The 26,538-nt window shown below is 71.7% G+C and carries 26 protein-coding genes; 13 read left to right on the forward strand and 13 right to left on the reverse strand.

Translation table 11 applies throughout. From position 1 onward, the window contains the following. Nucleotides 1–228 precede the first annotated feature (228 nt). Nucleotides 229–738 carry a hemerythrin domain-containing protein gene (locus tag ACRWK7_RS07425; RefSeq protein ID WP_431855568.1) on the forward strand — a complete coding sequence of 170 codons (510 nt, stop codon included), beginning with the start codon at nucleotides 229–231 and terminating at the stop codon, nucleotides 736–738. Nucleotides 739–808: 70 nt separating this feature from the next. Here ACRWK7_RS07425 and ACRWK7_RS07430 read toward each other — a convergent pair whose 3' ends face one another. Further along, nucleotides 809–2,863: a molybdopterin-containing oxidoreductase family protein gene (locus tag ACRWK7_RS07430; RefSeq protein WP_431855569.1), complete on the reverse strand. Its 2,055-nt coding sequence runs from the start codon at nucleotides 2,861–2,863 to the stop codon at nucleotides 809–811. 360 nt (nucleotides 2,864–3,223) lie between these two features. Here ACRWK7_RS07430 and ACRWK7_RS07435 point away from each other — a divergent pair, with 360 nt between their 5' ends. From ACRWK7_RS07435 to ACRWK7_RS07465, 7 genes are all read left to right on the forward strand, one after another. After that, a complete protein-coding gene (locus ACRWK7_RS07435) occupies nucleotides 3,224–5,347 on the forward strand; it encodes a cache domain-containing protein (protein ID WP_431855570.1) in 2,124 nt (707 codons plus the stop codon). Between the two features lie 5 nt (nucleotides 5,348–5,352). Further along, nucleotides 5,353–6,390, forward strand: a complete 1,038-nt coding sequence (dctP, locus tag ACRWK7_RS07440) for a TRAP transporter substrate-binding protein DctP (protein ID WP_431855571.1) — start codon at nucleotides 5,353–5,355, stop codon at nucleotides 6,388–6,390. Nucleotides 6,391–6,535: 145 nt separating this feature from the next. After that, a complete protein-coding gene (locus ACRWK7_RS07445) occupies nucleotides 6,536–7,711 on the forward strand; it encodes a DUF2061 domain-containing protein (RefSeq protein WP_431855572.1) in 1,176 nt (391 codons plus the stop codon). Next, a complete protein-coding gene (locus tag ACRWK7_RS07450) occupies nucleotides 7,711–8,886 on the forward strand; it encodes a DUF2061 domain-containing protein (RefSeq protein WP_431855573.1) in 1,176 nt (391 codons plus the stop codon). The genes ACRWK7_RS07445 and ACRWK7_RS07450 overlap by 1 nt, the downstream gene beginning before the upstream one ends. Nucleotides 8,887–8,909: 23 nt before the next feature. Beyond that, on the forward strand, nucleotides 8,910–9,236 hold the full coding sequence (locus tag ACRWK7_RS07455; protein WP_431855574.1) for a hypothetical protein: 327 nt from the start codon (nucleotides 8,910–8,912) through the stop codon (nucleotides 9,234–9,236). 38 nt (nucleotides 9,237–9,274) lie between these two features. Then, entirely contained in the window at nucleotides 9,275–9,580 is a 306-nt protein-coding gene (locus ACRWK7_RS07460; protein ID WP_431855575.1) for a hypothetical protein, read from the forward strand. Nucleotides 9,581–9,590: 10 nt separating this feature from the next. After that, nucleotides 9,591–10,361 carry a M15 family metallopeptidase gene (locus ACRWK7_RS07465; protein WP_431855576.1) on the forward strand — a complete coding sequence of 257 codons (771 nt, stop codon included), beginning with the start codon at nucleotides 9,591–9,593 and terminating at the stop codon, nucleotides 10,359–10,361. A 94-nt stretch (nucleotides 10,362–10,455) separates the two neighbouring features. Here the strand turns inward: ACRWK7_RS07465 and ACRWK7_RS07470 are convergent, their stop codons facing one another. Genes ACRWK7_RS07470 through ACRWK7_RS07485 form a run of 4 tightly spaced genes read right to left on the reverse strand, consistent with a single transcriptional unit; the run spans nucleotide 10,456 to nucleotide 13,918 of the window. Then, entirely contained in the window at nucleotides 10,456–10,959 is a 504-nt protein-coding gene (locus tag ACRWK7_RS07470; protein WP_431855577.1) for a hypothetical protein, read from the reverse strand. Between the two features lie 22 nt (nucleotides 10,960–10,981). Then, nucleotides 10,982–12,034: a tetratricopeptide repeat protein gene (locus ACRWK7_RS07475; protein WP_431855578.1), complete on the reverse strand. Its 1,053-nt coding sequence runs from the start codon at nucleotides 12,032–12,034 to the stop codon at nucleotides 10,982–10,984. A gap of 34 nt (nucleotides 12,035–12,068) precedes the next feature. Then, nucleotides 12,069–13,262 carry a mitofilin family membrane protein gene (locus tag ACRWK7_RS07480; RefSeq protein ID WP_431855579.1) on the reverse strand — a complete coding sequence of 398 codons (1,194 nt, stop codon included), beginning with the start codon at nucleotides 13,260–13,262 and terminating at the stop codon, nucleotides 12,069–12,071. Next, nucleotides 13,259–13,918, reverse strand: a complete 660-nt coding sequence (locus ACRWK7_RS07485; protein ID WP_431855580.1) for an AAA family ATPase — start codon at nucleotides 13,916–13,918, stop codon at nucleotides 13,259–13,261. Before ACRWK7_RS07485 ends, ACRWK7_RS07480 begins: the two co-directional genes overlap by 4 nt. Before the next feature lie 282 nt (nucleotides 13,919–14,200). Between ACRWK7_RS07485 and ACRWK7_RS07490 the strand changes: the two genes are divergently transcribed. Continuing rightward, nucleotides 14,201–15,550, forward strand: coding sequence for a hypothetical protein (locus tag ACRWK7_RS07490; RefSeq protein WP_431855581.1), 1,350 nt, complete (start codon nucleotides 14,201–14,203; stop codon nucleotides 15,548–15,550). A 9-nt stretch (nucleotides 15,551–15,559) separates the two neighbouring features. Here the strand turns inward: ACRWK7_RS07490 and ACRWK7_RS07495 are convergent, their stop codons facing one another. Further along, a complete protein-coding gene (locus ACRWK7_RS07495; RefSeq protein ID WP_431855582.1) occupies nucleotides 15,560–15,898 on the reverse strand; it encodes a hypothetical protein in 339 nt (112 codons plus the stop codon). Nucleotides 15,899–15,969: 71 nt separating this feature from the next. Continuing rightward, nucleotides 15,970–16,401: a hypothetical protein gene (locus ACRWK7_RS07500; RefSeq protein ID WP_431855583.1), complete on the reverse strand. Its 432-nt coding sequence runs from the start codon at nucleotides 16,399–16,401 to the stop codon at nucleotides 15,970–15,972. A 243-nt stretch (nucleotides 16,402–16,644) separates the two neighbouring features. On the opposite strand from ACRWK7_RS07500, the gene ACRWK7_RS07505 reads away from it, so the two are divergent. Next, the gene (locus tag ACRWK7_RS07505) at nucleotides 16,645–17,523 is read left to right on the forward strand and encodes an SH3 domain-containing protein (protein ID WP_431855584.1); all 879 of its coding nucleotides are present in this window, start codon (nucleotides 16,645–16,647) and stop codon (nucleotides 17,521–17,523) included. A 109-nt stretch (nucleotides 17,524–17,632) separates the two neighbouring features. On the opposite strand, the gene ACRWK7_RS07510 is transcribed toward ACRWK7_RS07505, so the two are convergent. From ACRWK7_RS07510 to ACRWK7_RS07520, 3 genes are all read right to left on the reverse strand, one after another. Next, nucleotides 17,633–18,544 (reverse strand): COG4223 family protein, encoded by a 912-nt coding sequence (locus tag ACRWK7_RS07510; RefSeq protein ID WP_431855585.1) that lies wholly within the window; start codon nucleotides 18,542–18,544, stop codon nucleotides 17,633–17,635. Between the two features lie 92 nt (nucleotides 18,545–18,636). Then, nucleotides 18,637–20,187: an ATP-binding cassette domain-containing protein gene (locus ACRWK7_RS07515; RefSeq protein WP_431855586.1), complete on the reverse strand. Its 1,551-nt coding sequence runs from the start codon at nucleotides 20,185–20,187 to the stop codon at nucleotides 18,637–18,639. Next, entirely contained in the window at nucleotides 20,184–21,299 is a 1,116-nt protein-coding gene (locus tag ACRWK7_RS07520; protein WP_431855587.1) for a hypothetical protein, read from the reverse strand. Before ACRWK7_RS07520 ends, ACRWK7_RS07515 begins: the two co-directional genes overlap by 4 nt. A gap of 178 nt (nucleotides 21,300–21,477) precedes the next feature. On the opposite strand from ACRWK7_RS07520, the gene ACRWK7_RS07525 reads away from it, so the two are divergent. Together ACRWK7_RS07525 and ACRWK7_RS07530 are read left to right on the forward strand one after the other, a co-directional pair. Beyond that, nucleotides 21,478–21,888, forward strand: coding sequence for a DUF6524 family protein (locus ACRWK7_RS07525; RefSeq protein WP_431855588.1), 411 nt, complete (start codon nucleotides 21,478–21,480; stop codon nucleotides 21,886–21,888). A 23-nt stretch (nucleotides 21,889–21,911) separates the two neighbouring features. Next, nucleotides 21,912–22,316, forward strand: coding sequence for a DUF6524 family protein (locus ACRWK7_RS07530; RefSeq protein WP_431855589.1), 405 nt, complete (start codon nucleotides 21,912–21,914; stop codon nucleotides 22,314–22,316). Nucleotides 22,317–22,456: 140 nt separating this feature from the next. Here the strand turns inward: ACRWK7_RS07530 and ACRWK7_RS07535 are convergent, their stop codons facing one another. The 3 genes from ACRWK7_RS07535 to ACRWK7_RS07545 all read right to left on the reverse strand — a co-directional run bounded on the left by ACRWK7_RS07535 (nucleotide 22,457) and on the right by ACRWK7_RS07545 (nucleotide 24,911). After that, nucleotides 22,457–23,614 (reverse strand): IS4 family transposase, encoded by a 1,158-nt coding sequence (locus ACRWK7_RS07535; RefSeq protein ID WP_431855590.1) that lies wholly within the window; start codon nucleotides 23,612–23,614, stop codon nucleotides 22,457–22,459. 145 nt (nucleotides 23,615–23,759) lie between these two features. Beyond that, entirely contained in the window at nucleotides 23,760–24,437 is a 678-nt protein-coding gene (locus ACRWK7_RS07540; RefSeq protein ID WP_431855591.1) for a hypothetical protein, read from the reverse strand. A 45-nt stretch (nucleotides 24,438–24,482) separates the two neighbouring features. Further along, on the reverse strand, nucleotides 24,483–24,911 hold the full coding sequence (locus ACRWK7_RS07545) for a hypothetical protein (protein ID WP_109119000.1): 429 nt from the start codon (nucleotides 24,909–24,911) through the stop codon (nucleotides 24,483–24,485). 313 nt (nucleotides 24,912–25,224) lie between these two features. Here ACRWK7_RS07545 and ACRWK7_RS07550 point away from each other — a divergent pair, with 313 nt between their 5' ends. Then, the gene (locus tag ACRWK7_RS07550; protein WP_431855592.1) at nucleotides 25,225–26,535 is read left to right on the forward strand and encodes a chemotaxis protein CheW; all 1,311 of its coding nucleotides are present in this window, start codon (nucleotides 25,225–25,227) and stop codon (nucleotides 26,533–26,535) included. The last annotated feature ends 3 nt before the right edge of the window (nucleotides 26,536–26,538 follow it).

Genomic DNA, 26,538 nt, shown 5'->3' on the forward strand with positions numbered 1-26,538 from the left:
ACGGGCGCGAGCCGACGGCGGACCCGGCGCTGGCGATGCGCGCGGCGCTGGAGGACGACGGCTTCGGCCTCGGCATCTTCCTGGCCGGCAACCGCCGCCCCTTCGCCCCGGCCGGAAAGCCGGTCGCCACCATCGACCAGTTGGACCGGGAGTTCGCCGTATGACCGTCGCCAAAATCGCTAACGGCGCCGGCCGGCACGCCGGTCCGTGAAGCTTCAGGAGCATCCCATGTACGAGCACACCACACAGATCGGCCATCTGCTGCACGAAGATCACGAGCGCTGCCTGGTTGCGGTGCAGGGCCTGGAGGCGCTGCTCGGCCGCCAAGGCCCCTCCAAGCCCGCGGATCCGAACGATCCCAAGGTCCGCGCGGTCCTGGTCGCCGCCAAGGGGGTGCTGGCGCAGGAGACCGCCACCCACTTCGCCTTCGAGGAGGATCACCTGTTTCCGCTCCTGGCGGAGACGGGCGAGCAGGCCATGATCCTGACCCTCAAATCCGAACACGACGCCATCGCCCCGCTGGCGGACGACGTCGTGCGCCTGATCGCGGAGGCGCTGAAGACGGGATCCTTCACCCGCGAGCAATGGACGGACGTCCACGCGCTCGGCATGGAGCTGGCGGAGCGGCAGATCTTCCACGTGCAGAAGGAGGAAATGGGGCTCCTGGCCGGCATCGGCATGATGCTCGAACCGGAGGTGGACTCCGGGTTGGCCGAGATCTACCGGGCGATGGGGTAACCGCCAAGGCCGAACGGATGCGGGAGGAACAACGGGGTCCGGTTCCCGGTGCGGGGCTGGCGGCGCGCGCCTAGGCGCCCAGCCGGCGGATCCGGATCCGGGTGTCGTGCACCGCGGCGCCGCCGTTCGGCGGCACCGGGTCGGCGCCCGTCAGGCTGTTGATCCCGCGTCCGCCCTCGTGCGCGCCGTTCGGCCAGATGGACTCGGCGATCACCACGCCGCGCCGCACGCCGTCGAACAGGCGGGCGTGCAGGATCACCGCGCCGCGCGGGTTGGCCACCTCCACCCGGTCGCCCTCCGCCACGCCGAGCCCGGCCGCGTCGTCGGGGTGCAGCAGCAACGACGGCCGCCCCTCGCGGCCGCGCGAGCCCGGCGTCTCGGTGAAGCTGCTGTTCAGGAAATTGCGCGCCGGCGCCGTGACCAGACGGAAGGGATGCTCCGCGTCCGCCTCCTCGGTCACCGTCCAATGGTCGGGGAAGGCCGGCATCGCCGCCGACGGCCAGTCCGGCTTCAGGCGGAACCGTCCGTCCGGCCACGCGAAGCCGTCGAGGAAGTGCGCGGTGCGGAAGTCCGGCTGCACGTCGCGGAAGCGCGCCGCCTCCAGCTCCGCCAGCGAGCCCCAGCCGGAGCGGCGCAGCGTCTCGTCGATGATCTCCCGCTCGGTCAGGTGGAAGCCGGGGTGGTCGTCGGCGCCCAGCCGCGCGGCCAGAGCGCGCACCACCGCGTGGTTGGGGCGGCACGCGCCCGGCGCCTCGACGATCTTCGGGCCGAACAGGATGTGCTGGTTGCCGCCGGCCTGGTAGAGGTCGTCGTGCTCCAGGAACATGGTGGCCGGCAGCACGATGTCGGCCATGCGCGCGGTCTCGGTCAGGAACTGCTCGTGCACGCAGACGAACAGGTCGTCGCGGGCGAAGCCGCGGCGCACGCGCGTCTGGTCGGGGGCGATGGTCACCGGGTTGGTGTTCTGCACCAGCAGCGCCGTGACCGGCGGCCCGCCGCCCAGCGCGTCGGCGTCGCCCTCCAGCACCGCGCCGATGCGCGACTGGTCGAGCGTGCGCACCGCCGGGTCGCGGCGGTCCAGGCCCTCGATCAGCGTCTTGTCCCAGTGGTAGATGGCGCCGTTGGTGTGGAAGGCGCCGCCGCCCTCGTGCCGCCACGCCCCGCTGACCGCCGGGATGCACAGCGCCGCGTGCATGTTCACCGCCCCGTTGCGCGAGCGGGTGAAGCCGTAGCCGAGGCGGAAGAAGCTGCGCGGGGTGGTTCCGACCAGCCGGGCGAACGCTTCGATCTCCACGGCGGCCAAGCCGGTGATCGCCTCCGCCCACTCCGGCGTGCGGTCGGCCAGGTGCGCCTCCAGCCCCGCCGGATCGTCGGCGTGCGCGGCGAGGTAGGCGCGGTCGGCCAGCCCGTCCCGGAACAGCACGTGCATCACCGCGCAGGCCAGCGCACCGTCGGTGCCCGGCCGGATCAGCAGCGGGATGTCGGCCTGTTCCATGGTCGGCGTGCGGTAGACGTCGACCACGGCGATCTTCGCCCCGCGCTCCTTGCGGGCGCGCACCGCGTGCGTCATCACGTTGACCTGGGTGGACACCGGGTTGGTGCCCCAGATCACCACGAGGTCGGAGACCGCCATCTCGCGCGGATCGGCGCCGGACAGCCGCCCGGCGCCGGCCAGCCAGCCGGTCCAGGCCGGCGTGGTGCAGATGGTGCCGTGAAAGCCGGAATAGCGCTTCACGTGGCGCAGCCGGTTGATGCCGTCGCGCTGCACGAGGCCCATGGTGCCGGCGTAATAGTACGGCCACACCGTCTCCGCCCCGTGGCGCCGCTCGGCCTCCAGGAAGCGCTCGGCGACGATGTCCAGCGCGTCGTCCCACGCGATCGGCGCGAACTGGCCCGAGCCCTTCGGCCCGGTGCGGCGCAGCGGCGTGGTCAGCCGGTCGGGGTGGTGGATGCGCTCGGCGTAGCGCGCGACCTTGGCGCAGATCACGCCGGCCGTGTAGCTGTTGCCGGCCGCCCCGCGCACCCGCCCGATGCGGGCCTCGTCCAGCACCTCGACCTCCAGCGCGCAGGTGGAGGGACAGTCGTGCGGACAGGCGGAGGCGTGCAGGCGGGGCGCGGCGGGCATGGGGTCGGGCGTCTCCGGACGGTGTTGCGCGGACGGCCGTGGCCCACCCGCAAGCGAGGTTATCGCACACTTGGGCGGCGGAATGCCGCAGGGATCGTGGTCGAAGACCTCGTGGCGCGCAGCGTGCGGTCGCCATCCACCCCGTCGGGTTCCTGCGACAGCCCGCCGCAGGCGCCATGCGCCGTTGGACAGAGAAACACCGATCACGATAGAAGATAACGCCAATATTGGACCGCACCAGAAAAGAATTTCATTCATGACATCCTGATTTCACGGTCTTCATCGGAACATCCGCCCGATTGTTCTTTTTCATCCATTCCGACGCCGGAGTCCCCACGTGCCGAAGCCCCCATCCCAAGCATGAGGCTGCGCGTCGGCATCGCCGTGGTGTTCCTGGCGGTCATGCTGCCGCTGACCGCCGGCATGGTGGGCATCCTGTACCGGCAGAACTCGCAGCTCGCCTTCGACATGGCGGAAAGCGCCATGGACCGCGCGACCGAGGACGTGGTCGCCGCCGTCCAGGCGCTGCTCGACCCGATCGCCCGCGCCGTCGATATGACGGTCGCCTACGGCAAGGCCCAGGGCGAGGACCTGCGCCAGCCCCAGGCCATGCGCCCGCTGGTCGAGATCCTGGATCAGGTGCCGGCGCTCTACAGCATCTACGTCGGCGCCGCGCGTGACGGGGCGTTCTTCCAGGCGGCGCGGCTGCCGCCGGGCATTCGCGCGTTCGGTCCGCACGGCCGGCCGCCGCCCGAGACGGCGCGGTTCGCCGTCCGCCGGCTCGACGCCTCGTCGGGGGAGGCGCGGGACAGCTACGTCTACCTCGCCAAATGGGGCGAGGTGGTGGGGGTGGAGCGCGGGCCGGTCCGCTACGACCCGCGCCAGCGCCCCTGGTACGACGCCGCGGCGCGCAGCGCCGGGGTGGTCAACTCTGGCGTCTACATCTTCTCCGGCACCGGGCAGCCGGGGCTGACGCTGTCCAAGCAGCTGGTCACCGACGACGGCGAGCGGCTGGGCGTGGTCGGCGCCGACCTGTCGCTCGACGCCCTGGCGCAGTTCCTGGCCAGCCGCCGGGTCGGACGCTCCGGCGTGGTCTTCATCCTCGACGAGAACGGCCGGCTGATCGGCCACCCGCGGGCCGAGCTGATCGCGCAGCAGACCGGCGACGGCGTCAGCGTGGTCAAGGGCGAGGAGGTCGCCGACCGCGTGGTGGCCGACGCGGTGCGCCTGCGCAACGGCGGCGCCGGGGGGCGCTTCAAGGCGCCGCTGGGCGCGGAGGGCGCCCTGCACCTCGTCTCCTTCACGCCGTTCCCGGAGAGCTTCGGCCGCAACTGGACCATCGGCGCCGTCGCCGCCGAGGCCGACTTCGTCGGGCCGCTGCGGCAGGCCAGCGCGCTGATCCTGACGATCGGCGCGGTGTTCATCGGGCTGGCCACGCTCGCCATCATCTGGCTGTCGCGCCTGCTGACCCGGCCGATCCACGCGCTCATCGCCGAGACCGAACGCATCCGCCACCTGGATCTGGACGGGACGCCGGCCATCCGCTCCCGCATCACCGAGGTGGACTCGCTGGCCGCCGCCATGGTGACCATGAAGACGGCGCTGCGCAGCTTCGGCGCCTACGTGCCCAAGGCGCTGGTGCAGAGCATCGTCGCCTCGGGCGTCGGCACCGACGTCGGCGGCGAGCGGCGCCCGCTGACCGTCATGTTCACCGACCTGGAGAACTTCGCCGCGCACGCCGAGGGCCAGGACCCCGAGGCGCTGCTGGAGCGGCTGTCGCAGTACTTCGAGATCATGGCGCGCGCCGTGCACGCCAGCGGCGGCACCACCGACAAGTTCATGGGCGACGCCGTCATGGCGCTGTGGAACGCCCCGGCGGCGCACCCCGACCATGTCGCCGCCGGCTGCCTGGGCATGCTGGCGGCGCGCGATGCCGGGGCCGCGTTCAACGCCGCGCTGGCGCCGGGCGCGCGGCCCTTCGTCACCCGCTTCGGGCTGCACACCGGCGTGGCGGTGGCCGGCAACGTCGGGTCGCGCGACCGCATGCAGTACACCGCGCTCGGCGCCACGGTGAACCTGGCGGCGCGCATCGAGAGCCTGAACAAGCATTACGGCACCCAGCTGCTGGTCAGCGGCGCCGTGGAGGAGGCGACGCGCGGGCGCTTCCTGTACCGGCCGGTGGACCTGGTGGTCCCCTACGGCATGTCGGCGCCGGTGCCGCTGTTCGAGCTGCTCGGCACGCTGGAGGACGGCGCCCCGCACCCCGCGTCCGACGCCGACCGCGCGCGCTGCCGGGAGTGGGAGGCGGCGTACGCGCTGGTCCACGGTCGGGAGTGGGCCGGGGCGGTGGAGCGCCTGTCCGCCTTCGCGGCGCGCTGGCCGGGCGACCCGCTCTGCACGCTGCTGCTCGCCCGCTGCCGGCGCTGCGTCGACGAACCGCCGCCGTCCGACTGGGACGGCGCCTTCCGCTTCCAACGGAAATGACCGCCATGACCGACCTTCGCCGCGTCCTGCGCCCGCTGCTCGCCGCCCTCGCCCTGTGCGTCCTGGCGGCGCCCGCCGCGGCGGCCGAGCGCCAGATCATCCTGGCGCACGCCCAGCGCCAGGACCCGGCCAACGACCCCGCCGCCGCCATGGCCGACGCCTTCAAGCGCGCGGTGGAAGCGGCGACCGGCGGCACGCTCGCGGTGGAGATCTTCCCGGACGGCCAGCTGGGCGGCAACCGCGATATGGCCGGGCTGGTCGAGAGGGGCGTCATCCACTCGGCCATCGTCACGGTGGGCGGCGTCGCGCCGGTCTACCCGCCGATCGCCGTCGCCCAGATTCCCTTCGTCATCGACAGCCCGGAGGCCGCCTACGCGGTGTTCGACGGGCCGTTCGGCCGCCGTCTGGCCGAGGAGATCGGCCGGCGCACCACCCTGCACGTGCTGGGCTTCGGCGACGCCGGCGGGTTCTTCGTGCTGACCAACGCGACGCGGCCGATCCGCGGGCCGGAGGACCTGAAAGGCCTGAAGATTCGCACCATCCCCGGCTTCGCGGTGCTCGACACCATGATCAGGGGGCTGGGCGGCACGCCGGTGCGGGTGTCCTCGCGCGACGAGTTCACCGCGCTGGCCGCCGGAATCGTCGACGGCCAGATGAACTCGGTTCCGGTGATCGTGGCGCGGCGCTACGACGAGGTGCAGCGCCACGTCACGCTGACCAACCATTCCTACGCGCCGTACGTCTGGGTGATCGGCAAGGCGGTGTTGGCCGGCCTGAGCGCCGAGGAGCGCACGGTGGTCGAGCGCGCGGCCCGCGCCGCCATCGAAGCCGGGCGCGCGACCGCCCGGCGGATCGAGGCCTCCGACCGCGGCCTGCCGGCGCTGGAGCGGCGCATGCAGGTGCACGTGCCGACCGCCGGGCAGCGCCGCGCCTTCCAGGCCGCCGCCCAGCCCATGGTGACCGACTACATCGCCGCCACCTTCGGCGCCGAGGGGGTGAGCCTGATGGAGGCGTTCTTCGCGGCGGCGAAGGAGGCACCTTGAGCGGTGCCGGTACGCAACATTCGATGGTAGTCACTCAATCATCTTCTCCCAAATTTGTTGGCTCTGCGACGCAATGCCGCTATGCTCCCTTCGCAAGAGTGGGTACCTCGAACCCGCCGTCGTTAGCCCCTTTGGGAGTGGCTTGATGAAGATCGTAGGACGGCGCGTCCGGTCGCTGGCCGGGGGTGCCCTGGCGGTGGCGGCGTGCGCGCTGCTGGCGCCCGCGCAGGCGCTGGCGCTGAACGTCGGTGACACGGTTTCCGGCAGCGTCGAACTGGGGGCGAAGCAGATCCCCCTGCCGGCCGGCAAATGGACGGTCGCCGGCCTGGGTACCCAGCAGTTCTCCATGCCGGAGGTCGGCGCCTTCGGCACCATCCGCTCGGCGGTGCTGACCATGACGCGCGACGACCGCGTCGTCGCCATGCTGGAGATCAACGCCAACGCGCTGCCCAGCGCCGACGGCTGGGGCCGCACCAAGGCCTGCGCGCCCGAACAGGGCCAGCTGATGCTGATCAACCGCTACCGCACGGGCTGGGAGACCTCCTGCCAGTTCCTGCGGCCGACGCGCTTCGGCCTCGACACGCCCGGCCCGGCCGCGTGGGAACAGGCGCGCGCCACCCTGCGCAAGAACAAGCAGACGCTGCCGGACACCTGGCTGACCGCCGGCTTCCGCGTCAGCGACCGCCACGACCTGATCGACGCCCGCTACCACATCAGCCCGGCGCTGCTGCTGGGGCCGTCGGCGCCGTCGCTGGCCCGGCTGGAGGACTGGTCGGCCGAGGCGACGAAGACCGACCCGGTGCGCCAGGGCGCGGTGCAGGCCGCCGCCGCCTGGACCTCGGGCTTCGGCGCCTGGATGGAGCGCGGGCTGCACAACACCGTCACCGAGCCGCCCGGCCCGCTGCCGGAGGCCGCCAGCCAGCCGGCGTCCTACGCCGACCTGAAGCTGGCCGAACTGGCCCGCCTGCACCGCGAGGGCCGCATCGACAAGGCCACCTACGACGCCCAGGCCGAACGCGCCAAGACCGAGGCGCCGGAGTACAAGCCGAACACCTCGGTGCTGTCGAACTCGGTGCGCAAGAACATCTCGTTCCGCTCCATCGGCACCATCGTCGACTACGGCATCGCCTATCTGGTGACGGCCAATCCCTACATCTCCTGGGGCATCGCGCTGACACTGAACGCGACGGACTCGGTCTGGTTCGTGCTCAACGACCAGTACTGGGACGACTATTACGCCAAGCTGAACACGCACGATGCGGAGCGTCTGGTCGATTTCACCTATATCGGCGAATTTGTGGGCGCGGAGGCGCGACTCTGATGGCTGGCCTGACGAGAATTCCGGGGTTCAAGGTCGGCGCGCTGCTGGCGTCCCTGCTGCTGGCGGGCTTCGCCCTGGCCGGTCCCGCCCACGCCCAGGGCGTGCTGAAGCCCGGCACCGCGGTGGAGCGCGTGCTGAAGGTGGACAACAAGACTCTGCCGCTGCCCGAGGGGCGCTGGGTCGTCGGCGCCGATGGCGACAGCGGCTGGAACGACCCGTCGCTGGGCGCCTACGGCTACCTGCGCTCGCTGATCCTGTTCCGCGCCGACAAGGACGGGCGGCTCGACGCCGTCCTTGAGGTGCACTCCAACGCGCTGGCCGCGACCGACGGCTGGGGCATGGCGTCGAGCTGCGCGCGGCCCGACCTGGTGCTCGCCGTCGTGCGCTTCCGCGCCGGCTGGGACGGTTCCTGCTTCTTCGTCACCCACACGGTGATGAACAAGGACGACAACCCGGTGTGGACGCAGGCGCGCGCCTTCGCCGCGCAGCAGGGGTGGAAGGTGCCGGGCGTGCTGCTGACCGCCGGATTCCGCGCCGCCAACCGCGCCGACGTGATCGACGCCCGCTTCCACTTCGTGCCGGAGACCCGCGGCCTGCCGACCGAGGCCGCCGGGCGCTGGAAGGAGTCGGGCTGGATGGCCGCGAAGCTGGACGAGAGCCGCGAGCGCTCGGCCTTCGCGCAGGGGGTGAGCAACTGGGCGGTCGGCTACGCCGCCGCGGTGGACGCCAGCCTCAAGGGCCGCGCCGACCCGTCGGTGACCATCCCGATGCCGGACCCGTCGCTGAAGACCGCGAAGGACGATTCCATCGCCCGCCACCTGGCGAGCCTGGAGCTGCTGCGCCAGTCCGGCCAGATGTCGCAGAAGGACTTCGAGGCGCAGTCGGAAGCCCTGCTGGAGAACGGCACGGGGTCGAGCAGCACCGCCCCCGACCTGTCGGTGGTCACCGCGGTGAAGGCCTTCTCCTACCGCATCATCGTGTCGGTCTCGCACATCTTCGTGGACTACTACTGGACCGGCAGCTACGTGGCGACCGGCGCGCTGGAGGTGCTGCAGATCACCATCAACAGCGCCAAGTTCTACATGCACGAGCTGGGCTGGGCCAAGTTCATGGGCGTGCCGCGCACCGACGCCGCGCGGACCATCGACTTCAAGTACATCGGTTCCAACGCGTAATCGGGCAGGAAGGAAACCGCACCATGAAGGCACGCACTCTCGCCATCGCCGCCGCCGCGTCGCTGGCCCTGTCCGCCGCTCCGGCCCTGGCCCAGTCGGCACCGCAGTCGGCGCCGGCGATCAAGGGGCAGGTGCAGGCGCCGCCGCCGAGCATCACCGGCACCATCGCCACCTACCTGCCGGTGTCGCTGTGGACCATCACCGGCGCGGTGATCGGCGCCGTCGCGTGGCCGGGCCTCGCCGCCGGCACGCTCAGCATCACCCCGATCACCACCACCGGCGCGCTGTGGAACACCGGCGCGGCGGTCGGCGCTGTGGTCGGCGGCGCCGGCTACCTGTACACGCGCTGATGCGCGCTCACGCCACGCCCCGTGCGGAGGTCCCCACGATGACATCGCGCCTGAGCCGTACCCTCGCCGCCGCCGCGGTCGCCCTGGCCGTCGCGGCGCCGGCCTTCGAAGCCGCCGCCGCGCCGCCGGCCCCGCCGCCGCCGCCGGAGACGCCGTTCGTCGCCAAGCTGCTGCCGGTCGCCGCCGGCACGCTGGTGGGCGCGGCCGCGGGCTTCTTCATCGTGCCGGTCCTGGTGCCGAGCATGGCGGTGGCCGCCGCCGCCGGCCCGCCGACCAGCCCGCTGTTGGGCTTCGTCGGCGCCGGCATCGGCGCCCTCATCGGCACCACCCAAGCCCCCAAGTAAGGGTCCTGTCGTGTCCGCCCGACGGATCGCCGCCGCGCTGCTGGCGGTGCTCGGTTTCAGCGGCTCGGCGCGTGCCGAGCCGCTGCCCGACGGTTTCGTCTATCTGCGCGCGGTCGATCCGACCATCGTGCAGGAGATGCGCTACTACGGCCCGCACAACTTCATCGGCCGGCCGATCGACGGCTATCAGGCGCCGGAATGCATCCTGACCCGCCCGGCCGCCGAGGCGCTGGCGCGCGTGCAGCGCGAGGCGCAGGCGTCGGGGCTGGTGGTGAAGGTGTTCGACTGCTACCGCCCGCAGCGCGCCGTGGACCACTTCATCCGCTGGAGCAAGGACGTCGCCGACCAGACGATGAAGACCGCCTTCTACCCGGCGGTCGACAAGGCGGACTTCTTCAAGCTGGGCTACGTGGCGGAGAAGTCCGGCCACTCGCGCGGCAGCACGGTGGACGTGACGCTGGTCCCAGCCGACGCCCGCGCGCCGGAGACCTACGTGCCCGGGAAGACCGCGCCGGTGGACTGCCGCGCCGGCTATACCGAGCGGTTCCGCGACAACGGGCTGGACTTCGGCACGGACTACGACTGCTTCGACCCGGCCTCGCACCCCGACAGCACGGCGGTGGGCGTGGTGGCGCGCCACAACCGCGCGCTGCTGGCCGAGCTGATGGGCACGCACGGCTTCAAGCCGCTGCCCGAGGAATGGTGGCACTTCACGCTGCGCGACGAGCCGTTCCCGCAGACGTTCTTCGATTTCCCGATCACCGCCCCGCAGGCGCGCTGACACAGAAGGCGCTTGATGGCTTCCATCAAGCGCCTTCTGTTCACACCCGACAGCACATCGCGCAGCAATGCGCGAGAAGGTCATACAGCCGGCGTCAGCGCGGCGCCTGCCAGGGGTAGGCGTGCTCCTCGTCCTCGGCCGGCAGCGGCCGGGCGGCCGACGCCATGCGCGGGCGGACGTCCTTGGCCAGGTCGATCTCGGTGTCGGGCTCGCCGCGGAAATAGTAGACGTAGAGCGGGGTGAGCTGCTGGCCCAGCGTGCAGAACGACGTGAACACCACGCCGGCCAGGCCCAGGTACAGCACCGCCGGGTTCGCCGGATTGACCAGGCCGCCGGCCACGACGTTCAGCAGGTTGACGGAGTTGGCGCCCAGCGCCGCCACGGTGCCGGCGGTGCCCGCAAGGACGCAGCCCCAGGCCGCGGCCACCTCCTGCGGCACCGCCTGCGGCGGCAGCTTGGGCGGGATAAGGGGGGAGGCGTAATGCTCCTCGATCGTCGGAGCCTGGGCGTGCAGCCGGGGCTGGGCGTGGGCGGCCGAAGCCGCCGTCAGCGCGGTCGCCAGCGTCAGCGCCGTTGCGAAGTGGAGTGACGTCCTCATTGTCCCGCCCCTGTTGCGAGCCTCAGTTGGTCAGCATCGGCGCCAGATCGGCCGCGTAGTCCTTACGGTCCGGCGCCCGATCGACCGCGCGCTGGATCATCTCCTGCGCGTCCTTAATCTTTCCTTTCTCCTTGTAGGCCATACCCAACCGGTAGTAGGCGTCGGCGTACATCGGATTGACGGCGATGGCCTTCTCGAACAGCGGGATCGCCGCGTCGACCTGCCCCTGGCGCGCCAGCGCCACGCCCCACTGCGTATAGGACTGCGGGGTGCGGACCAGCTTGGCGTCGATCTTCAGGGTTTCCTTGTACTTGGCGATGGCCAGGTCGTACTGCTTCTTCTCGAGCAGAAGATTGCCGATGTTGTAGACCGTCAGCACGAAGTCGGGCTTGAGCGCCAGCGCCGCGTTGTAACGCTCCATCGCCTCGTCCAGCTTGCCCTGCTGCACAAGGATCAGGCCGTGCAGGTTGTAGGCCCAGTGCAGCTCCTTCCTCGGCATGTTGACGAGGCAATAGCGCACCTCGCGCAGCGCCGCGGTGTAGTTCTTGTCGCCGTCGCGCGCCGCCTCGTAGGCGTAGGAGGCGACGATGTACGGGTCGATGAAGCGGACGATGTCCATCGCCGCCTCGTGCACCAGCTTCTCGGGGTCCTTGCCGACGACGGCGGTGTTGAACGGCTGCTCCCGGTCGTGCGCGGAGCCGCGGATCGACAGCTTGAGGTCGTCGCCCTGCTTCACCACGTCGCCGGTGAAGTTGTAATGGACCAGCCCCAGCAGCTGCTGGGTCGCCTTGATCGGCTCGCCGAACTTGAAGTAGTCGCCCAGCGCGTTCACCGCCGACTCGTCGCCGGGCAGCGCGAAATCGCGGATGTCCTTCACCGTCCGCGCCTTCTGGTCGATCACCCGCACCTCGTTGGCGAGGCGCGACGCCATGACCTTCGGCGAGTAGCCGAGCTGCTGCACCGTGGGCGGCACCTCGATGTCCTGGAACACCACCGCGCTGGTATCGAAGAACACCGCGTAGCCGAACAGCGCCGTCAGCGCCAGCACCGGCACCGAAACCAAACCGAAATCCATGCCACCCTCCCCCTTTTAGGTTGCCCGATGAGCCTCAGCGCTTGGCGGCGGCCAGCAGTTCGGTGACGCGGTTGGCCAGCAGAGTCGACGCCTGGTCGGCGGCGGCGCGGGCGCGGGCGTCGGTCAGCCACGGCGCGGCGGCCTGGGCGGCCGGGCCTTCCAGGCTGGCGACGCGCTCGATGGCGCCGGACAGGTCGCTCGCCTCCAGCATGATGCCCGCGCGGGCCAGGGCGGCGGCCGACTTGCCTTCCTCTTCCTCGCCCGTCTGCGCGGAGGTCAGGCGCAGCACGCCGGCCACGCCGGTCACCCAGCCCCACATGGTCTGACCGACGGCGCCGATGCCGTTGCCGGCGCCGGCGGCGCCCAGCTCGGCGTTCAGCGCGGCGGGGACCAGCGCCGCGAAACGGGCGTTCAGCTCGCCGCGGGTCGGAATGCCCTCGGCGGCGCGCGGCGCCACGCGGTCGAGCGCCGGACCGAGGTCGCCGGTGGCGACGCCGGCCAGCCGGGCCAGCGCCAGCTCGCTCTGGAACGGCGCGGAATCGGCGAGCGCGCCGCGCAGCTGGCGGGCGGCCAGGATGCCGACCACCTGCGCGCTGCCGGAGATCTGCGCCACCTGCTTCTCCACCGCGCCGACCCGTTCGGTCAGGCCGCCGGAGAAGACGGAGCCGAGGTTCTCCAGCGCGCCGGTGCGGCCCTGCGCCTCGACCGCCTGCGCGGGCGCGGGCGCCGGGGCGGCGGTCACCGGAGCGGTCGCGGGCGTCGCCGCCCCGCCCTTGGCCGGCGCGGCGGCCGGAGCCGTGCCGGACACCGGCGGCGCCGGCGTGGCGGGCGCCGCCGCAGCGAGCACCGTGGGGGCCGGGGCCGAAGCCGCCGCCACGGCGGCGCGGCCCTCCTTGAAGTCCTTGTACCCCAGCACGCCCGCGACGCCGGCGAGGCCCACCGCCGAGAGGCCGAGGACCGCCGCCACCGCGCCCAGCCCGCGGCCCGACGCCTTCGCCGGCGCGCCGGCCGAGCCGTGCATGTAGGCGTGGGCCAGGGCCGCCACCGGCGAGGGCGCCTCCTCGAACGCGGACTTCGGCGCCGCCTTGGAGGCCTCCGGCGCCGCTTCGGCCCGGCGCACCTGCTCCAGCTCGGCGGCCTGTTCCAGCTGCCGCGCGGTCTCGTCACCGCCCTCGGGGGCACCCTCGGGCATATTGTCGCGAAGCGAGGGGCGCTTACGGGTGGTCATGCTTTGGACCTCCTGATGATGGCGGTGAGGGTCTGGATTTCGTCGTGCGCGCTGGTGCGCGGTGCGTAGGTGCCGATCCATTCGCCGGCGGTGAAGGCGTCCACGTGCGCCGAGCGCTGCCCGACGGCGGGCGCCACGGGCTCGCCGAAATCGTGCAGGACGGCTTCGATCTCCTTGCCGGCGGCGGTGCGCCGGTCGACGCGCGAGGGCACCAGCAGGCAGCCGGGCTTGCCGTTGCCGCGCACGCCGCGCGCTTGGCGCAGCAGGTCGATGGCCTTGGTGGTGGCCTTGATGTCGGCGCCGCTCGGCGTCACCGGCACGACGAACAGGTCCGCGGCGACCAGCGCCAGGACGATCGAGGTGCCGAGGTGCGGCGGCAGGTCCACCACCACGAAATCGTTCTGGGCAGCCAGCCCGTTGAGCGCCTTCAGCCACGCCCCGTCGCCGTTGGCCTCAGGCTCGAACGGCATGGCCTCGACCGCGACCGGCAGGCGCCCGCGCGCCGCCCATTCCATGGCGGTGCCCTGGGAGTCGGCATCCACAAGGACGGCCCTGGCCTTCGCCGCGCTGCCGAGCGCGCACGCCAGATTGACGGCAAGAGTGCTCTTGCCGGTCCCGCCTTTAAGGTTTCCTATGGCGATAATCTTAGCTCCCATAATCCCTCTAACGTACCCCAGAGTGGGTAGATAAGAAAGGCTTATAGCAATGACGCCAGCAAGTTGCGGGTCGGCGGCCCCAAGCCTTTCCCCGGATCGCGGAGCGAAGGTCATACGCCATTTCGTCGCGGCGCACCCAAATGGTCCTACCAGCCGTTACTGGCTGCCGACGATGGTGTGTCAATCGCGCGCGGCGTGCGGTGTCGTTCCCTTTGCCCTTGATTTCGCAGCGGCCTTGCCCCGCAAATAGGACCGCCCACCCGTTGCGCCGGAGACCCGCCGATGACCGACCCGAAGACCGATGCCGTGCCCGAGGCCGACAAGCCCACCACCACCGAGGCCGGATCCTCTTCCGTCGAGTCGGCTTCCCCTGAATCCGCCACGCGCGCAACGCCGCTGCGCGCGCCCTCGCCCCTCTCCGATCCGCCGGCTGCGGCGCCCGTGCATGCGCCGCGCGCCCGCGGCAGTGGCTGGGCGACCTTCGCGGCGCTGGTGGCGCTGGCCGGGGCCGGAGCGTCGATCGCCGGGCCGAGCCTTCGGCCCTATCTGGCGGAGCAGCTCACCGCCCGCTTCGGCGAGCACGAGCTGATCGGCATCCTGACCGGCACCGCGGCGCCGAAGCCCAGGGACGCGGTGCAGATCGAGCTCGCCGCCTTCGACCAGCGTGTCGCCGCGCTGGCCCAGGCGCTGGGACAGGCCGGCGGCCCGGCCGCCGACCCGGCGACGCTGAAGGCGTTGACCGCGGCGCTCGGCAAGCCGCTGCCCGACGCCGGGCCCTCGCCCGAGGCGCGCAAGCTGGCGGAACTGGAGGGCCGGTTCGCCGCGCTGGGGGCGCGACTCGACACGCTGGAGCCGCGCCTCGGCGACACCGCGGCGGCAGCGGCGGCCACCGCCAAGGCGCAGAGCGATCTGAAGGCCGAACTGACCGCCCGCCTCGACGCCGCCGAACAGGCCGGCGCCGCGCTGGCGCAGCGCGCCGACGGGCTCGACCAGGGTCTTGCCGCCGCCCGCAAGGAGGGCGCGGACGCGCTCGCCACGCAAACGGCGGCGATCGACGAGCGGCTCGCCGCCGCCGACCGCCGGGTCGGCGAGGTGGACCAGCGCAGCGCCGCCCTGGCGTCCCGCAACAGCGCCGCGATCCTGCTGGCGCTGGTGTCGCGCGTTCGGCTGGCGCTGGAGATGTCGGAGCCCTTCGACGCCGAGGCGAAGACCCTGGCGACCCTGGTGAACGGCGACGCGGAGACGCGCGCCGCGGTCGAGGTCCTGGCCTCGGTGGCGGGCGAGGGGGTGTCGAACCTGCCGCGCCTGCAGCAGACGCTGAAGCCGCTGCTTGCCGCCATCGTCGAATCGGAGCGGGCGGCCACCGCAACGTGGTACGCGAAGGCGTCGTCGGTGCTGTTCTGGTCGCAGCCGTGGTCGAGCCGCGCCGAAACGCTCGGCCAGAAGGCCGACGCGATCGCCCGCGACCTGCGCAACGGGCTGCTGGACAGCGCGGTGTGGAAGCTGCGCGGGCTCGATGCGCCGGTGACGCCGGGCCTGCAGACGTGGCTCGCCGAGGCCAACCGCCGGCTGCTCGCCGATCAGGCCCTGCGCGCGCTCACCGCCATCGCGTTCAAGCGCGCACAGGGCTGATCCAGGGGCTTACTCGACCGCCGAGAGCTGCTGGCGCATCGGCAGGCCGCGCGAATCGACCATCGGGCGGGTTGCGTACCACCAGTTGCCGATCAGCGCGCCGGCCAAGCCGCCGACGACGGTCGCGAACGGCCCGTTGGTCAGCACGCTCATGCCGACGCCGCCGGCGAGCACGCCGACGCCAATCGCCAGCGCCTGGTTCGGCGGCAGGCCGAAGATGGTCGAGGACGCCGCGGGCGGCGCGCCCGGAGCCGGAACGGGAGCGGGAGCCGGCGCCGTCTGGGCTCGGGCGCTCAGCGGAGCGATGGCCAGGAACGCGGCGAGCACCAGCAGGGTAAGCGTGCGCATGGATGAGTACCTCCGGGCGAAGCGTGACCGGAGCCATGCTAACATCGAAGGATCGACCCCGCCAACCCGGCCTACTCGCCGACCTCCGCCACCACGGCCGTCGCCGGCGGCCCCATCGAGAACAGCCCGGCCAGGAAGGCGCCGATCGAGCAGCCGGTGCCGAAATATGTGACGATCTCGCCCACCATCGCGCTGACCGCCACCGCGCCAGGCCCGCCCGAGCCGGCCGAGGCCAACGCGCCCGACGCCACCGCCACGCCGGTGACGCCCAGCCCGACCAGCGTGCAGCCCAGCGCCTGCCGTTGCGCCACCGTCGGATCGGCGGAGGGGTTGGTCAGCTCCGGCGCCATCGACCATGGGAACGGGCCGCCGGCGCCGGCCCCCGCCCCGCTGCCGGCCGCAGCCAGGGCGGGCGCCGGCACCGCGCCCGCCAGCAGGGCGCCCGCCACCGCCGCCGCCGCGGCGCGCCTGCTCCAGTTCCGCCGGATCCTTGCCGTGCCCATCGGCGATCTCCCGAAAAGACCGATACTGGATCCTTGATTTGGCACGGCAACGGGGCGCGTCGACGGCGCATCCGGTGCGGCGGGACGGCATGGCGGCGTACCGCCGGGGACGTCACGGCACCACCGGATACCCCGAACGGAAAAGGTCGCTTGTTGGGCACGCGGCAGTTGAGGCACAGTTCCGGCCGGGTGCGCGGCCCGCCTCACGATCTGGCCGCCTCACGATCTGGATTGGTTCCGCCGATGACCTTCGACGCCCTGCTCCGCCGCGCCCGCGGCTCCGCGACCGCCCCGCTGGCCGGCGCCGTCCTGCTGGTGATCGCCGCCGCCGCGACCGCCCAGACGGCCGCGCCGCAGGGACCGCGCCTCGAACCGCTGGAGGGCGCCTACGTCGCCACCGCCCGCGTCAACGTCCGCCAGCAGCCCAGCGCCCAGGCTCCGCGCGTCGGCCAGGTCGAATCGGGGGCCACGGTGCGCGTCACCGGCAAGGTCGCGGGCTCCCCCTGGTACGCGGTGGTGCAGGACAACGGTACCCCCGGCTTCGTCGCCGCCGACCTGCTGCGGGCGCCGCCGGCCCCGGTGCAGGTCCAGGCGCCGGTCCAGGCGGCGGTCGCCCCGGCTCCGGCGGTCCCGGCGGACGACGCGGCGGTCAAGGAGCAGCTGACGAAGATCGAAGGCGCGCTGGCCGAGATCAACCGGCAGATGCCCAGCGCCAAGGAACTGGAAAACCTGTCCGCCGCGGTGAAGGGCCTGCTGGAACGCGAGCAGAAGCGCGTCGCCGAGGAGACCGCGGAGGCCGCCGAACCGAAGCCGGCGCCCGCGCCGGAGGGCCCCGGCCTCGCCGAGCGCATGACCCGGCTGCAGGAGCAGATCGCGCAGCAGATCGCCGAGCAGAAGGCCGAGTTCGGCCGCCTCGGCGACAAGATCGAATCGGTGGAAAGCTCGGTGCAGCCGCTGATCGACTGGGCGAAGGGCTGGACCAGCAAGGCCGGCCCGGCGGCCGACAGCGCCCAGAGCTGGCTGTACACCACCTACGCCTCGCTGCGCGACTGGCTGCTCGGCTGGATCCCCGGCTGGGGCGCTAAGGGGCAGCCGGACATGAACGCGCCGCAGCGGACGTAAGGAACAAGCCCCCTCCCTGCCCTCCCCCGCTTTGCGGTGGAGGGGCAGAGCAGCGGAGTTCCCTCTCCCGCGCAAGCGGGGGAGGGTTAGGGAGGGGGCGAACGGCCGCCTACTTCGCCTGCTTGCTCGCGACGTTGGCGACGTGTTCGGCGATGCGGTCCACCGCCTGGTTGGCGGCCAGACGGGCCTTCGCCTCGCCGAGCCAGACGCGCGCAGCACCCGCGGCGTCCCCCTCCAGCTTGGCCAGCTCCTCCGCCGCGCCGCGCAGGTCGCCATCGTACAGCTTGCCCTGCGCCCGTTCGACGATGTCGGCGGGACGGTCGGGCTGCGGCCCCTCGGGCGCCGGCGGCTCGGCCGACCAGGCGACCAGGTTGGTCAGGGTGTTGATGCCGGTGACGTTGGTCAGCCAGTGCATCATCGACGGCCGCGCCTCGGTGCGCGCCACCGCGTCGGACACCGACGAGAACTCGCGGCGCAGCTGCGAATCCAGCGGGATGCCCGTGCTGGCGTAGGGCTCGATGGCGGCCAGCAGCGGCTCCAGGTCGTCGCCCTTGCCGCCGAAGGCGCGCACCGCCTTCAGCTCGGCCTCGAAGGGCACCGGGCGGCGCAGCACGGCGCGCAGCTGCAGCTGCGCCAGCGCGCGGGTCTGCGCTTCCAGCGCGGCTTGCATCGCCTTGACGCCGGCGGCCTGGTCGTTGGCCTTGGCGACCACCCCGGCGAGCTCGGCGAGGCGGCGGTCCAGCTCGGCCAGCGACTGGGCCTGGCGGCCGTTCTCGACCTCCTGCCGGGCCTGCCACTCCATGCCGGGCGTGCGCAGGTGCAGGGCGCGGTACAGCGGCGTGGACCAGTACGGCGCGCCCAGCGCCAGCACCACCGCGGCCGAGGCCAGCAGCAGCGCCGTTCTGTTGCCGTTGCGCGGCGGGGCGGGCGGCGGGGCGGGCGGATCCACGTAGACGTCGTTGGCGCGCACGTCGTTGGAGGGCGGCGTCTCGGTCTTGCTGCTGTCCTGCTCGCTGCTCATCGGCCCCTCGGATACCAGTTCGTTGATTAAGCGCACTATACTGCACGCACCGCGATCGCGCACCGCGAAAGAGGTAAGCCTCGCCGTCCGGCCTACAGCGTGAGCACCGAAATCACAGCGTGCACCAGCAGGGTCAGCGTCACCCCGACGATGATCGACCGCGCGATGGCCGAGTTGATCTCCAGCACCGACTCCTTGCGCCCGCCGCCGATGACGATGGCGGCGGCCCCGGCCAGCGCGGCGCTCAGCGCCACCTTCAGCAGCACCCAGGCCATGCTGGGCGTCGGGCGGTAGCCCTCGAGGATCAGCTTCTGGAAGAACTGGCCGCGCCACAGCTCGAAGTTCTGCTGCGGGAACTGCAGGTGCCAGGTCTGCATGGAGCTCCAGCTCGCCACCCCCAGCGACAGCACCAGCAGCATCAGCGCCCCCACCACCATGTTGATGAGGATCGCCGAGAAGATGTAGGTGCGCGCCTCGATGCGCAGGTTCTCCATCGCCTTGAACTGCGAGGACAGCACGCGGTTGCCGATGTCGGCGGCGATGATGGCGTTGTTGCGGGCGACGAACAGGATGGAGCTGATCAGCGGCACCGCCACCGTCCCCTGCACGAGGCCCAGCCCCACCAGCGTCTCGTCGTGCAGCAGCGACTTCAGGTAGCCGCCGAACGAGTTGTAGTGGAAGCCGAACCACATGGACACGAAGCCCATGATCAGCGCCCCCGCCCCCATGTAGACCAGCATCAGCGGCGAGACGCACAGCTCCCAGAAATACTCGGCCATGTAGCGGCCGAACCAGTAGAGCTTCGAACGGTGGCCGATCGCCGCCGGCCACGGGTTGCGGCGCGGCTGGGCGGCCTGGACGGGCCCCGCCGCCGGAACCGGCGCTGTGCCGGTGGCGGTGGCGGTGGCAGTGCCGCCGTCGGCGTCGAGCCTCAGCAGCTCGGCCTCGATGATGTCGGCGTCGCGCGGCACCTCGACCAACCGGCGCGAGCGGGTGTCGAACAGCAGCACGCGGTCGGCGACCGGCAGCAGGTCCTTGACGTGGTGCGCCACCACCAGCGCCGGCTTGCCCATCGACTGGCAGAGGTCGCGGATCAGCTCGCCCAGCCGGCGCGCCATGTTGACGTCGAGGCCGGAGTTCGGCTCGTCGAACAGCAGCACCGGCCGGTCGGCCAGCAGCGTGCGCGCGATGGCGAGGCGCTGTCGCTGGCCGCCGCTGCACGACGCGATGGTCTTGCGCGGCTCGATGTCGCCCAGCAGCGCGGTGGCGCCGGACACCAGCTCCGGATCCGGCGGAACGCCGGCATGATCCGCGGCGATGCGCAGGTTCTCGAGCGCGCTCAGGTCGTTGAACAGCGCGTGGTCCTGGAAGACGATGCCGCCGACGTGGCTGCGCTCCTGCCCCAGGTCGATGGAGCGGCCGCCGCAGCCCAGCCGGCCGGCCACCGTCCAGCCCTCGCGCCCGGTGTCCAGCAGGCCGCCCAGCAGCTTGACGATGGTGGACTTGCCGCAGCCGCTGGGGCCGACCAGCAGCACCACCTCGCTGGGCCCGATGGTGAAGGTGGCGTCGCGCACCAGCAGCGCGCCGCTCGGCCGGTGGATGGTCAGCCCGGCGATGTCGAGCGAAGTGGAGGTCGCGGTCATTGGGCCGTGCCGTGCAGGAGGGGCCGGGGCGACTGCCGGTCGAGCGCAAGGATCTCCTCGCGCCGTTGGGCGTTCATCAGGATGATCAGCGGACCCGGCCGCCCGGTGACGAAGCCGCGGAAGGTGTAGGCGGCCAGCGCGTTGAGGTCGGACTGCGGGTGCACGCCGAACAGCACCTGCGGCGTCATCCGCGCCAGCTCGCCGGCCGGCTGCGACGCGGCGCTCAGGTAGGGGCCGAGGCGCTGGTCGGTGAGCAGCCGGGCCAGCACGTCCTTCAGCCGGGTGTCGCGCGCCACCGCGTCCACCACGTTGCCGGCGAAGACGCGCAGGAAGTCCTTGGCCTGCCAGCTGTCGAGGATGCGCTGGGCGGTCTTCTCGATCAGCGCGCGCTCGCGCACGTCGCGCTGGATGGCGTCCATCGCCTGCTCCACCGGCGTCAGGTCCCACTGGTGCGCGTTGAAGACGCTGAACAGCGAGCCGACGTTGGCCGACACCATCTCCCACAGCAGCGGCTCGGCCCGCTTCAGCACGATGGCCTTGAGGTCGCGCCCCACCGCCTCGCGCAGCACCGGCTCGGCGCTGCGCAGCAGCTCGTCGTAGGCCGCCTTGGTGCGCGGGTCGTGCCAGGCCGCCTCGATGGTCTCGCGGCCGATCTCGGTCAGCGCGCCGCGGTAGTCCTCGTTGAACTCGGGCGAGCGCAGCACCGCGTCCACCGCGTCGCGCAGACCGCCGCCGAGCTTCTCCAGGCCGCGCTGCAGCTGGGCCCGCTCGTCGTCCGAGGCCATCAGCCACAGCACGCGCAGGTCGGCGTTGAACAGCAGCCCCTCGCTGCCGTCGATCAGCCGCGGGTCGGAGGGGTCGTAGAGGGTGACGTCGATGCGGCCGTCGGCCTTGACGTTGGCCTGCCCGGCGCGCAGCGTCGAGCGGTCGGCGCGCATGATGAAGACGGGAATCGCGTCCACCGCGGGAACGGAGCCCGCGTCCGGCAGCCGATAGACCCAGGTGGGCGGCGGGTTGCGCGTCGGCAATGTCGCCCAGCCCGCGGACAGGAACAGCAGCGACAGGCCGATGCTGGCGGCCATCGCCACCGGCCGCCCGAACATGACATTCATGGAGCGCACTGAACCCGACCACCCCCAGCCTCGCCGCGGCGACGATAACAGCGTGTCCGGTGGCGGATTGTAAAGTGACTTCGTCGCGCAACGGTCACGGCGAGAGTTGTGGCCCGCGCCGGGGCGACCCGTTAGAATGGCCGCCAGCGCGTTTCCATTGCCGCCGCAGGCCCTCATCATGATGACGACCGCGGGTTTCATCGTCCGGATGCTGCTCACGCTGTTGACGGTGTTCGGGACCTACAACCCGTCCGGATACTCCTACTGGCACTGGATCCGCATGGAGGATGCCGGGGACTGGACGCTGAAGCTGTTCGCCGGCACCCTCATCGTCTTCCTGCTCTACACGCACATCCTGGCGACGTGGCGGTCGATGAAGCTGATCGGCGTGTCGATGGTGGTGATCAGCTATCTCACCGCGGTGTGGACCCTGTGGGATCACGATCTGCTCGACCTCAACGACCCGACCACCGTCACGCTGACCCTGCTGTCCGGCGTCACGGTGGTGCTGGGCCTGGGCTTCCTGTGGTCGCTGGTGCGCTACCGGCTGTCCGGGCAGGTCGATTCGCAGAACGTCATCCCGCCATGAGCGCCGGCTGAGGATCCCGCGCCGTGAAATTCTACGGATACGTCGTCCGCCTGCTCGGCTGTTTCCTGCTGCTGTTCGGAACCTGGAACCCGGCGGGCTATTCCTACGTCGCCTGGCTGTCGCAGGACGACGGCACCCGCCTCTCGCTCAAGGTGGTGGTCGGCGTGGCGCTGTTCGTGGTGTACGTCGTCTACCTGCGCATCGCGTGGCTGGCGCTGGGCGTGCTGGGGGTCGGCATCTCGGCGGCGATCCTGCTGACCGGCTACATGGTGCTGCGCCACTACGGCGTGTTCGACGAGCAGGCGCCGTTCTGGACCGGCTACCTGATGCTGACCATCGCCTCGGTGACGCTGGCCTCCGGCCTGTGCTGGGCGCACTTCAAGCGCCGCGTCCTCGGCACCTCGCAGGTCATCTACCCGCCGCCTTGAGCTTTTGATTTGCTTTGTTTTCTCCGTCATCCCCGCGAAGGCGGGGATCCAGAGAGAGCCCCGGCAGGGGCGACATGAATCATACGGCTCGCGGACGCGAGCGCTGGATCCCCGCTTTCACGCACGACTGTCCGGGGAAATCATGCGAAGGCGAGAGTGAACTGATTTGGGTCGGAGTGCGGCGTTGGGGTGTAGGTTTCCGGCGGCCTGTCGATGGCGTTCAAGGACTTCCTGGTGAACAGGCAGTCGCGCACGAGGCCGGCGAAACGGATCGGCGGGATGAGCGAGCGGGCATGTCGCGCCGCGAGGCGCAGCAACAGGAATGCGATCATCGCGGCCAGGATCTGCAGGCGGATGGCGGCTTCCGAGCGGCCCAGGAAGCTGCGGATCTTGAGGTTCTGCTTGATCCAGCGGAACAGCAGTTCGATCTGCCAGCGCGTCTTGTAGAGGCTGGCGATGGCGGTGGCGGGGCGTTCCAAGTCATTGGAAATCACGCTCAGCACACGGGCGTCGGCGGTGCGCACACGGACCCGGCGCAGCCGGATCGGCAGGCGGGCGCGGCCTTGGCCGGCGAGGCGGACGATGGCGTCGTCGAGCACCAGGAAGCCGTCGCCCATCTCCAGGGGCACGGCCGTCACGCTCTCGACGGTGAAGCGGACATTGCTCTTGGAGCGCGTGACGAAGCGGCAGCCGGCCGCATCGAGCCGGGTCCACCACGCATAATCGCAGTAGCCCTTGTCGAAGACATAGGTGGCGCCGGGCTCGCTGGGCAGTGCGCGGCCAAGCGTGATGTCGTTGACGGTGGCCGGGGTGATGGCGATCTGGCGGGGATGATCGGTGGCGGGATCGTAGACGACGTGCAGTTTCAGCCCACAGGTGCGTCCATTCCAGTCGGCCCAGGCGCACAGCTTGCCCAGTTCGATGGGCGAGGAGTCGATCAGCCGCACCATCGCCGCGCCGTCGCGCTTGAAGCGCCGGTCCGCTTGATGGCTGAGCTGACCGAAGGTTTCGGCGAAGATGGCGGCGGGGCGGCGCTGGCCGGCGTCGGACAGCGTCGAACGGCGCACCGGACCACAGCCGAGGTGATAGTGGTGATGGGCATGGGCGTTCCAGCCCGCTTCCACGGCGCGCAGGCTGGCGGTGCCGCCAAGCTGGGCATACAGCAGCACCACCAGATGGTCCCACGCGCTGAAGTTCTTGACGTAGCGGTCGCCGTCATGGCGCTCGACCGACCCGGCAAACGCCCGACGATCAATCGCTTTCAGCAGCGTGCCGAAAATGCTATCGCGATACTGCATGCTTGGCGCCTTTCTGAGTCTCGACAACCAGAAAGTACCCGCCAAACCACGGCGGCGTCAGGCATGCGCCCGCGACATAGCGACTCATTCCCCGGACAGCCGTGCGCTTTCACGGGGATGACGGTGAGAGAAGCGGTGATGGGTCCTAACGTCGCCGCTTCAGCGTCGGGAAGGCGATCTCCTGCGGCAGGCGGGCGCGCGGCAGGCGGAAGTGGCGGTGCCGCGGGAACAGGCCGAGCATGTTGTAGCGGTATTCCTGGATCATCACGAGGCCGACCAGGAACAGCCAGAAGTTCAGCCGGTTGCACAGCCACAGCCCGAGGATCACCGCGTACAGCGTCAGCGCGGCGGTCATCGTGGCGACGGTCAGGTCCATGGCGATGGTCGCCACCGAATGCCACCAGCCCTGCCGGGCGATGCCGACGGCGGCGCGGCCGATCAGCAGCGCCGCGGCCATGGCGAGGCCAAGCGTCAGGTTCAGCCGCTCGTCGTCCAGCGCCAGACGGTCGAGCAGCAGGCCGGGCGCCACCTCCATCCGGTCGAGGACCAGGGAGCCGAACGCCTCCAGATGCAAGTCCCAGGGGCCGCCGCGGTTGAAGACGGAATCGAAGGTGAGTGGCTGGCCGGGCAGCGGCGTCACCGCCACCAGGCAGATGCCCAGCAGCAGGCCCGCCAGCGTGGCGTTGTCCTCGCGGAAGCCGCCGTACAGGTCCCAGTGGGCGGCGGTGTCCGTCACCCAGCGGTACGTCAGCAGCGGAACGATGATCAGCAGCGGGCCGACGGCGAAGGACGCGGCGGAAGAGAGCAGCTCAAGAACGTCCATCGCTCACCGCCCGCAAGCCGGTGGAAGGCGCGCCTGCGCCCCCCTTCAGACTTCGACGCTCTTGTACCAGCGCTGGGTCGGCAGCAGGCCGGCGCGGCGCGGCTTCCAGCCGTTCTCGATCATGATGCGCTTGACGTGCCGGCGGGCCTCGGCCTCGCCGATCGCGCCGTTCGAGAAGTCGCGCAGGATCTCGGCCGTCTGCTCGAACTGCTTCTTGCTGACCTTGCCCTTCTTGCCGGCGTGCTTGTCCAGCACCTGGCGGATGCGCCGGCCGGTCTCGGTCTCGAAGACATAGTCGTTGTCTTCCGCGACCGAGCGCATCATGCCGCGCGCCTCGTCGAGCGTCAGGTTGAAGCGGGTGACCCCTTCCTCCAGGACGCGGCGCTCGGTCTCGCGGTCGATGAACTTGCTCGTCAGGCCGTTGAGCTTGACGAGGTCGGCAAACCTGCGACGCGGGTCTTCGGTATCGGCCATTGCGGATCCATGAACTTTGAGACGGCAGAGACGACGGTCGCCACCACCCGGCCATGCGTGCGACCGCACCCAGGGCGGGAAGAAGACGGCACATTAAGAGTAACCCGAACGGTCAAAGTCAAGAAGACACCGTGGGACAATGATGCGTTTCCACAGCCATCCCCGCAGCCCCGCACCACGGCGCTACGGAACGCCGGTGACATGTGGAGGCGCACACGCACGCGTGACTTCAACTCCCTGAGAAACGAAGGTAAAGTCGTTCGGGCTACCCCGTCCGTTCGGGACTCGGGGGAGGAACGCCGCAGGGAGCACTGTGCCGAACACCGCCCCGCCCCTCCGCGCACCGGCAACTCCCGGGTGCGCCGCGGAGCCGGACCGCCTGTCCCTCCAGGCGGGTGGCCGGCGGTGGTCGGTTCCCGCCGCCGACGTGCTGTGCATCGCCGAGCCGCCGGCCGAACTCTCCCCCATCCCGCACGCCCCGTCCCCCATTGCCGGCCTTTCGGGAATCGAGGGGCGCGTCTTCACGGTGCTCGACCTCGCGCCCGGCAGCGCCGGCGGCGCCCTGGTGGTGGTCGCCTCCGGCACGGGCGGACTGGCCCTGCGCGTCGAGGCGGTGGGCCGCGGCGCCGACGACGCTCCGCCGCTGGCCGACCTGCTGGCCGACATCGCCCCGTGGGCGCCGCCGCCGGCCGCCGGCCGCACGCCGAGTCTCCGTCCCGTCCAGGCCGCCGCTCCGGCGCGGCGCGTGCCGTTCCTCCTGGTCGCTGGCGCCGGCACCACCGCGGCGCTGCCGGTCGAGCGCGTCGGCCGCGTCGGCGTGGTGTCGGCGGTGCAGCCCCTGCGCGGCGGCGACGCGCTGGTGCGGGTGGACGGCGACCTGCTGCCCGCCCGCCGCCTCGCCGAGGTCCTGCCGACCGTCCCCGGCGCGGCCGGAGACCCGCGCTGGGCGGTGGTGCTGCGCGGCGACGGCCAGGAGAGCGCGCTGCTGGTCGACCGCGTCGTCGGGCTGGAGCCCTGCGACCCGCGCAGCATCGCCGCGGTGACGCTGCCCGACGGCCGGCCGCAGCGCTGGCTGAACCGTCCGGACGCCGACCCGGTGCCGGTGCTCGACCCGATCCTCGACGACCGCGCGCCGCCGCCGGCGCCGGACGCCGAGCCCGCAAGGGACGCGCCATCCGCCGCGGACGCCGTGCTCACCGTCCAGGCCGGCGACCTGCGGCTGGCGTTACCGCTCGCGCTCGTGGACCGCATCCTCGACTCCGCCGTCACCCCGGCGCGCCGGCCGGCGCCGGGCCTCGTCCCGGTCTTCGACATGGCCGTCGCACTCGGCCGGCGGTCCGAGGCGCGGATCGGTGCTCTGGTGAGCGTCCGCGCCGCCGACGGCGCCCCGCTGCTGCTGTCGGTGGACCGCGTGCTGGCGCTGTCGCCGCCCGTGTCCTGGCAGCCGGTGGCGCCGCTGCCGCCCGCCGCCGCGCTGGCGTTCGAGGCCGCCGGGCGCGACGAGACCGGCTGGCTGTTCCGCCTGCGCCGCGACCTTCCCTCCCCCGCCGCGGTGCCCAGGCACCTGCGACGGCCGCTCGCCGCCGCCCGCCTCGGCTGGGCGGACCCCGCCCCTCCCGTTTGAGTT

This window comes from Azospirillum sp., assembly GCF_050789165.1.

What these genes read in the sequence shown, in the direction of transcription:
- ACRWK7_RS07445 (WP_431855572.1), top strand. Translation starts at nt 6,536, where the DNA reads ATGAAGATCGTAGGACGGCGCGTCCGGTCGCTGGCCGGGGGTGCCCTG.
- ACRWK7_RS07485 (WP_431855580.1), bottom strand. Translation starts at nt 13,918, where the DNA reads ATGGGAGCTAAGATTATCGCCATAGGAAACCTTAAAGGCGGGACCGGC.
- ACRWK7_RS07470 (WP_431855577.1), bottom strand. Translation starts at nt 10,959, where the DNA reads ATGAGGACGTCACTCCACTTCGCAACGGCGCTGACGCTGGCGACCGCG.
- ACRWK7_RS07545 (WP_109119000.1), bottom strand. Translation starts at nt 24,911, where the DNA reads ATGGCCGATACCGAAGACCCGCGTCGCAGGTTTGCCGACCTCGTCAAG.
- ACRWK7_RS07540 (WP_431855591.1), bottom strand. Translation starts at nt 24,437, where the DNA reads ATGGACGTTCTTGAGCTGCTCTCTTCCGCCGCGTCCTTCGCCGTCGGC.
- ACRWK7_RS07510 (WP_431855585.1), bottom strand. Translation starts at nt 18,544, where the DNA reads ATGAGCAGCGAGCAGGACAGCAGCAAGACCGAGACGCCGCCCTCCAAC.
- ACRWK7_RS07520 (WP_431855587.1), bottom strand. Translation starts at nt 21,299, where the DNA reads ATGAATGTCATGTTCGGGCGGCCGGTGGCGATGGCCGCCAGCATCGGC.
- ACRWK7_RS07525 (WP_431855588.1), top strand. Translation starts at nt 21,478, where the DNA reads ATGATGACGACCGCGGGTTTCATCGTCCGGATGCTGCTCACGCTGTTG.
- ACRWK7_RS07460 (WP_431855575.1), top strand. Translation starts at nt 9,275, where the DNA reads ATGACATCGCGCCTGAGCCGTACCCTCGCCGCCGCCGCGGTCGCCCTG.
- ACRWK7_RS07480 (WP_431855579.1), bottom strand. Translation starts at nt 13,262, where the DNA reads ATGACCACCCGTAAGCGCCCCTCGCTTCGCGACAATATGCCCGAGGGT.
- dctP (WP_431855571.1), top strand. Translation starts at nt 5,353, where the DNA reads ATGACCGACCTTCGCCGCGTCCTGCGCCCGCTGCTCGCCGCCCTCGCC.
- ACRWK7_RS07450 (WP_431855573.1), top strand. Translation starts at nt 7,711, where the DNA reads ATGGCTGGCCTGACGAGAATTCCGGGGTTCAAGGTCGGCGCGCTGCTG.
- ACRWK7_RS07495 (WP_431855582.1), bottom strand. Translation starts at nt 15,898, where the DNA reads ATGCGCACGCTTACCCTGCTGGTGCTCGCCGCGTTCCTGGCCATCGCT.
- ACRWK7_RS07425 (WP_431855568.1), top strand. Translation starts at nt 229, where the DNA reads ATGTACGAGCACACCACACAGATCGGCCATCTGCTGCACGAAGATCAC.
- ACRWK7_RS07505 (WP_431855584.1), top strand. Translation starts at nt 16,645, where the DNA reads ATGACCTTCGACGCCCTGCTCCGCCGCGCCCGCGGCTCCGCGACCGCC.
- ACRWK7_RS07490 (WP_431855581.1), top strand. Translation starts at nt 14,201, where the DNA reads ATGACCGACCCGAAGACCGATGCCGTGCCCGAGGCCGACAAGCCCACC.
- ACRWK7_RS07475 (WP_431855578.1), bottom strand. Translation starts at nt 12,034, where the DNA reads ATGGATTTCGGTTTGGTTTCGGTGCCGGTGCTGGCGCTGACGGCGCTG.
- ACRWK7_RS07430 (WP_431855569.1), bottom strand. Translation starts at nt 2,863, where the DNA reads ATGCCCGCCGCGCCCCGCCTGCACGCCTCCGCCTGTCCGCACGACTGT.
- ACRWK7_RS07535 (WP_431855590.1), bottom strand. Translation starts at nt 23,614, where the DNA reads ATGCAGTATCGCGATAGCATTTTCGGCACGCTGCTGAAAGCGATTGAT.
- ACRWK7_RS07435 (WP_431855570.1), top strand. Translation starts at nt 3,224, where the DNA reads ATGAGGCTGCGCGTCGGCATCGCCGTGGTGTTCCTGGCGGTCATGCTG.
- ACRWK7_RS07515 (WP_431855586.1), bottom strand. Translation starts at nt 20,187, where the DNA reads ATGACCGCGACCTCCACTTCGCTCGACATCGCCGGGCTGACCATCCAC.
- ACRWK7_RS07500 (WP_431855583.1), bottom strand. Translation starts at nt 16,401, where the DNA reads ATGGGCACGGCAAGGATCCGGCGGAACTGGAGCAGGCGCGCCGCGGCG.
- ACRWK7_RS07455 (WP_431855574.1), top strand. Translation starts at nt 8,910, where the DNA reads ATGAAGGCACGCACTCTCGCCATCGCCGCCGCCGCGTCGCTGGCCCTG.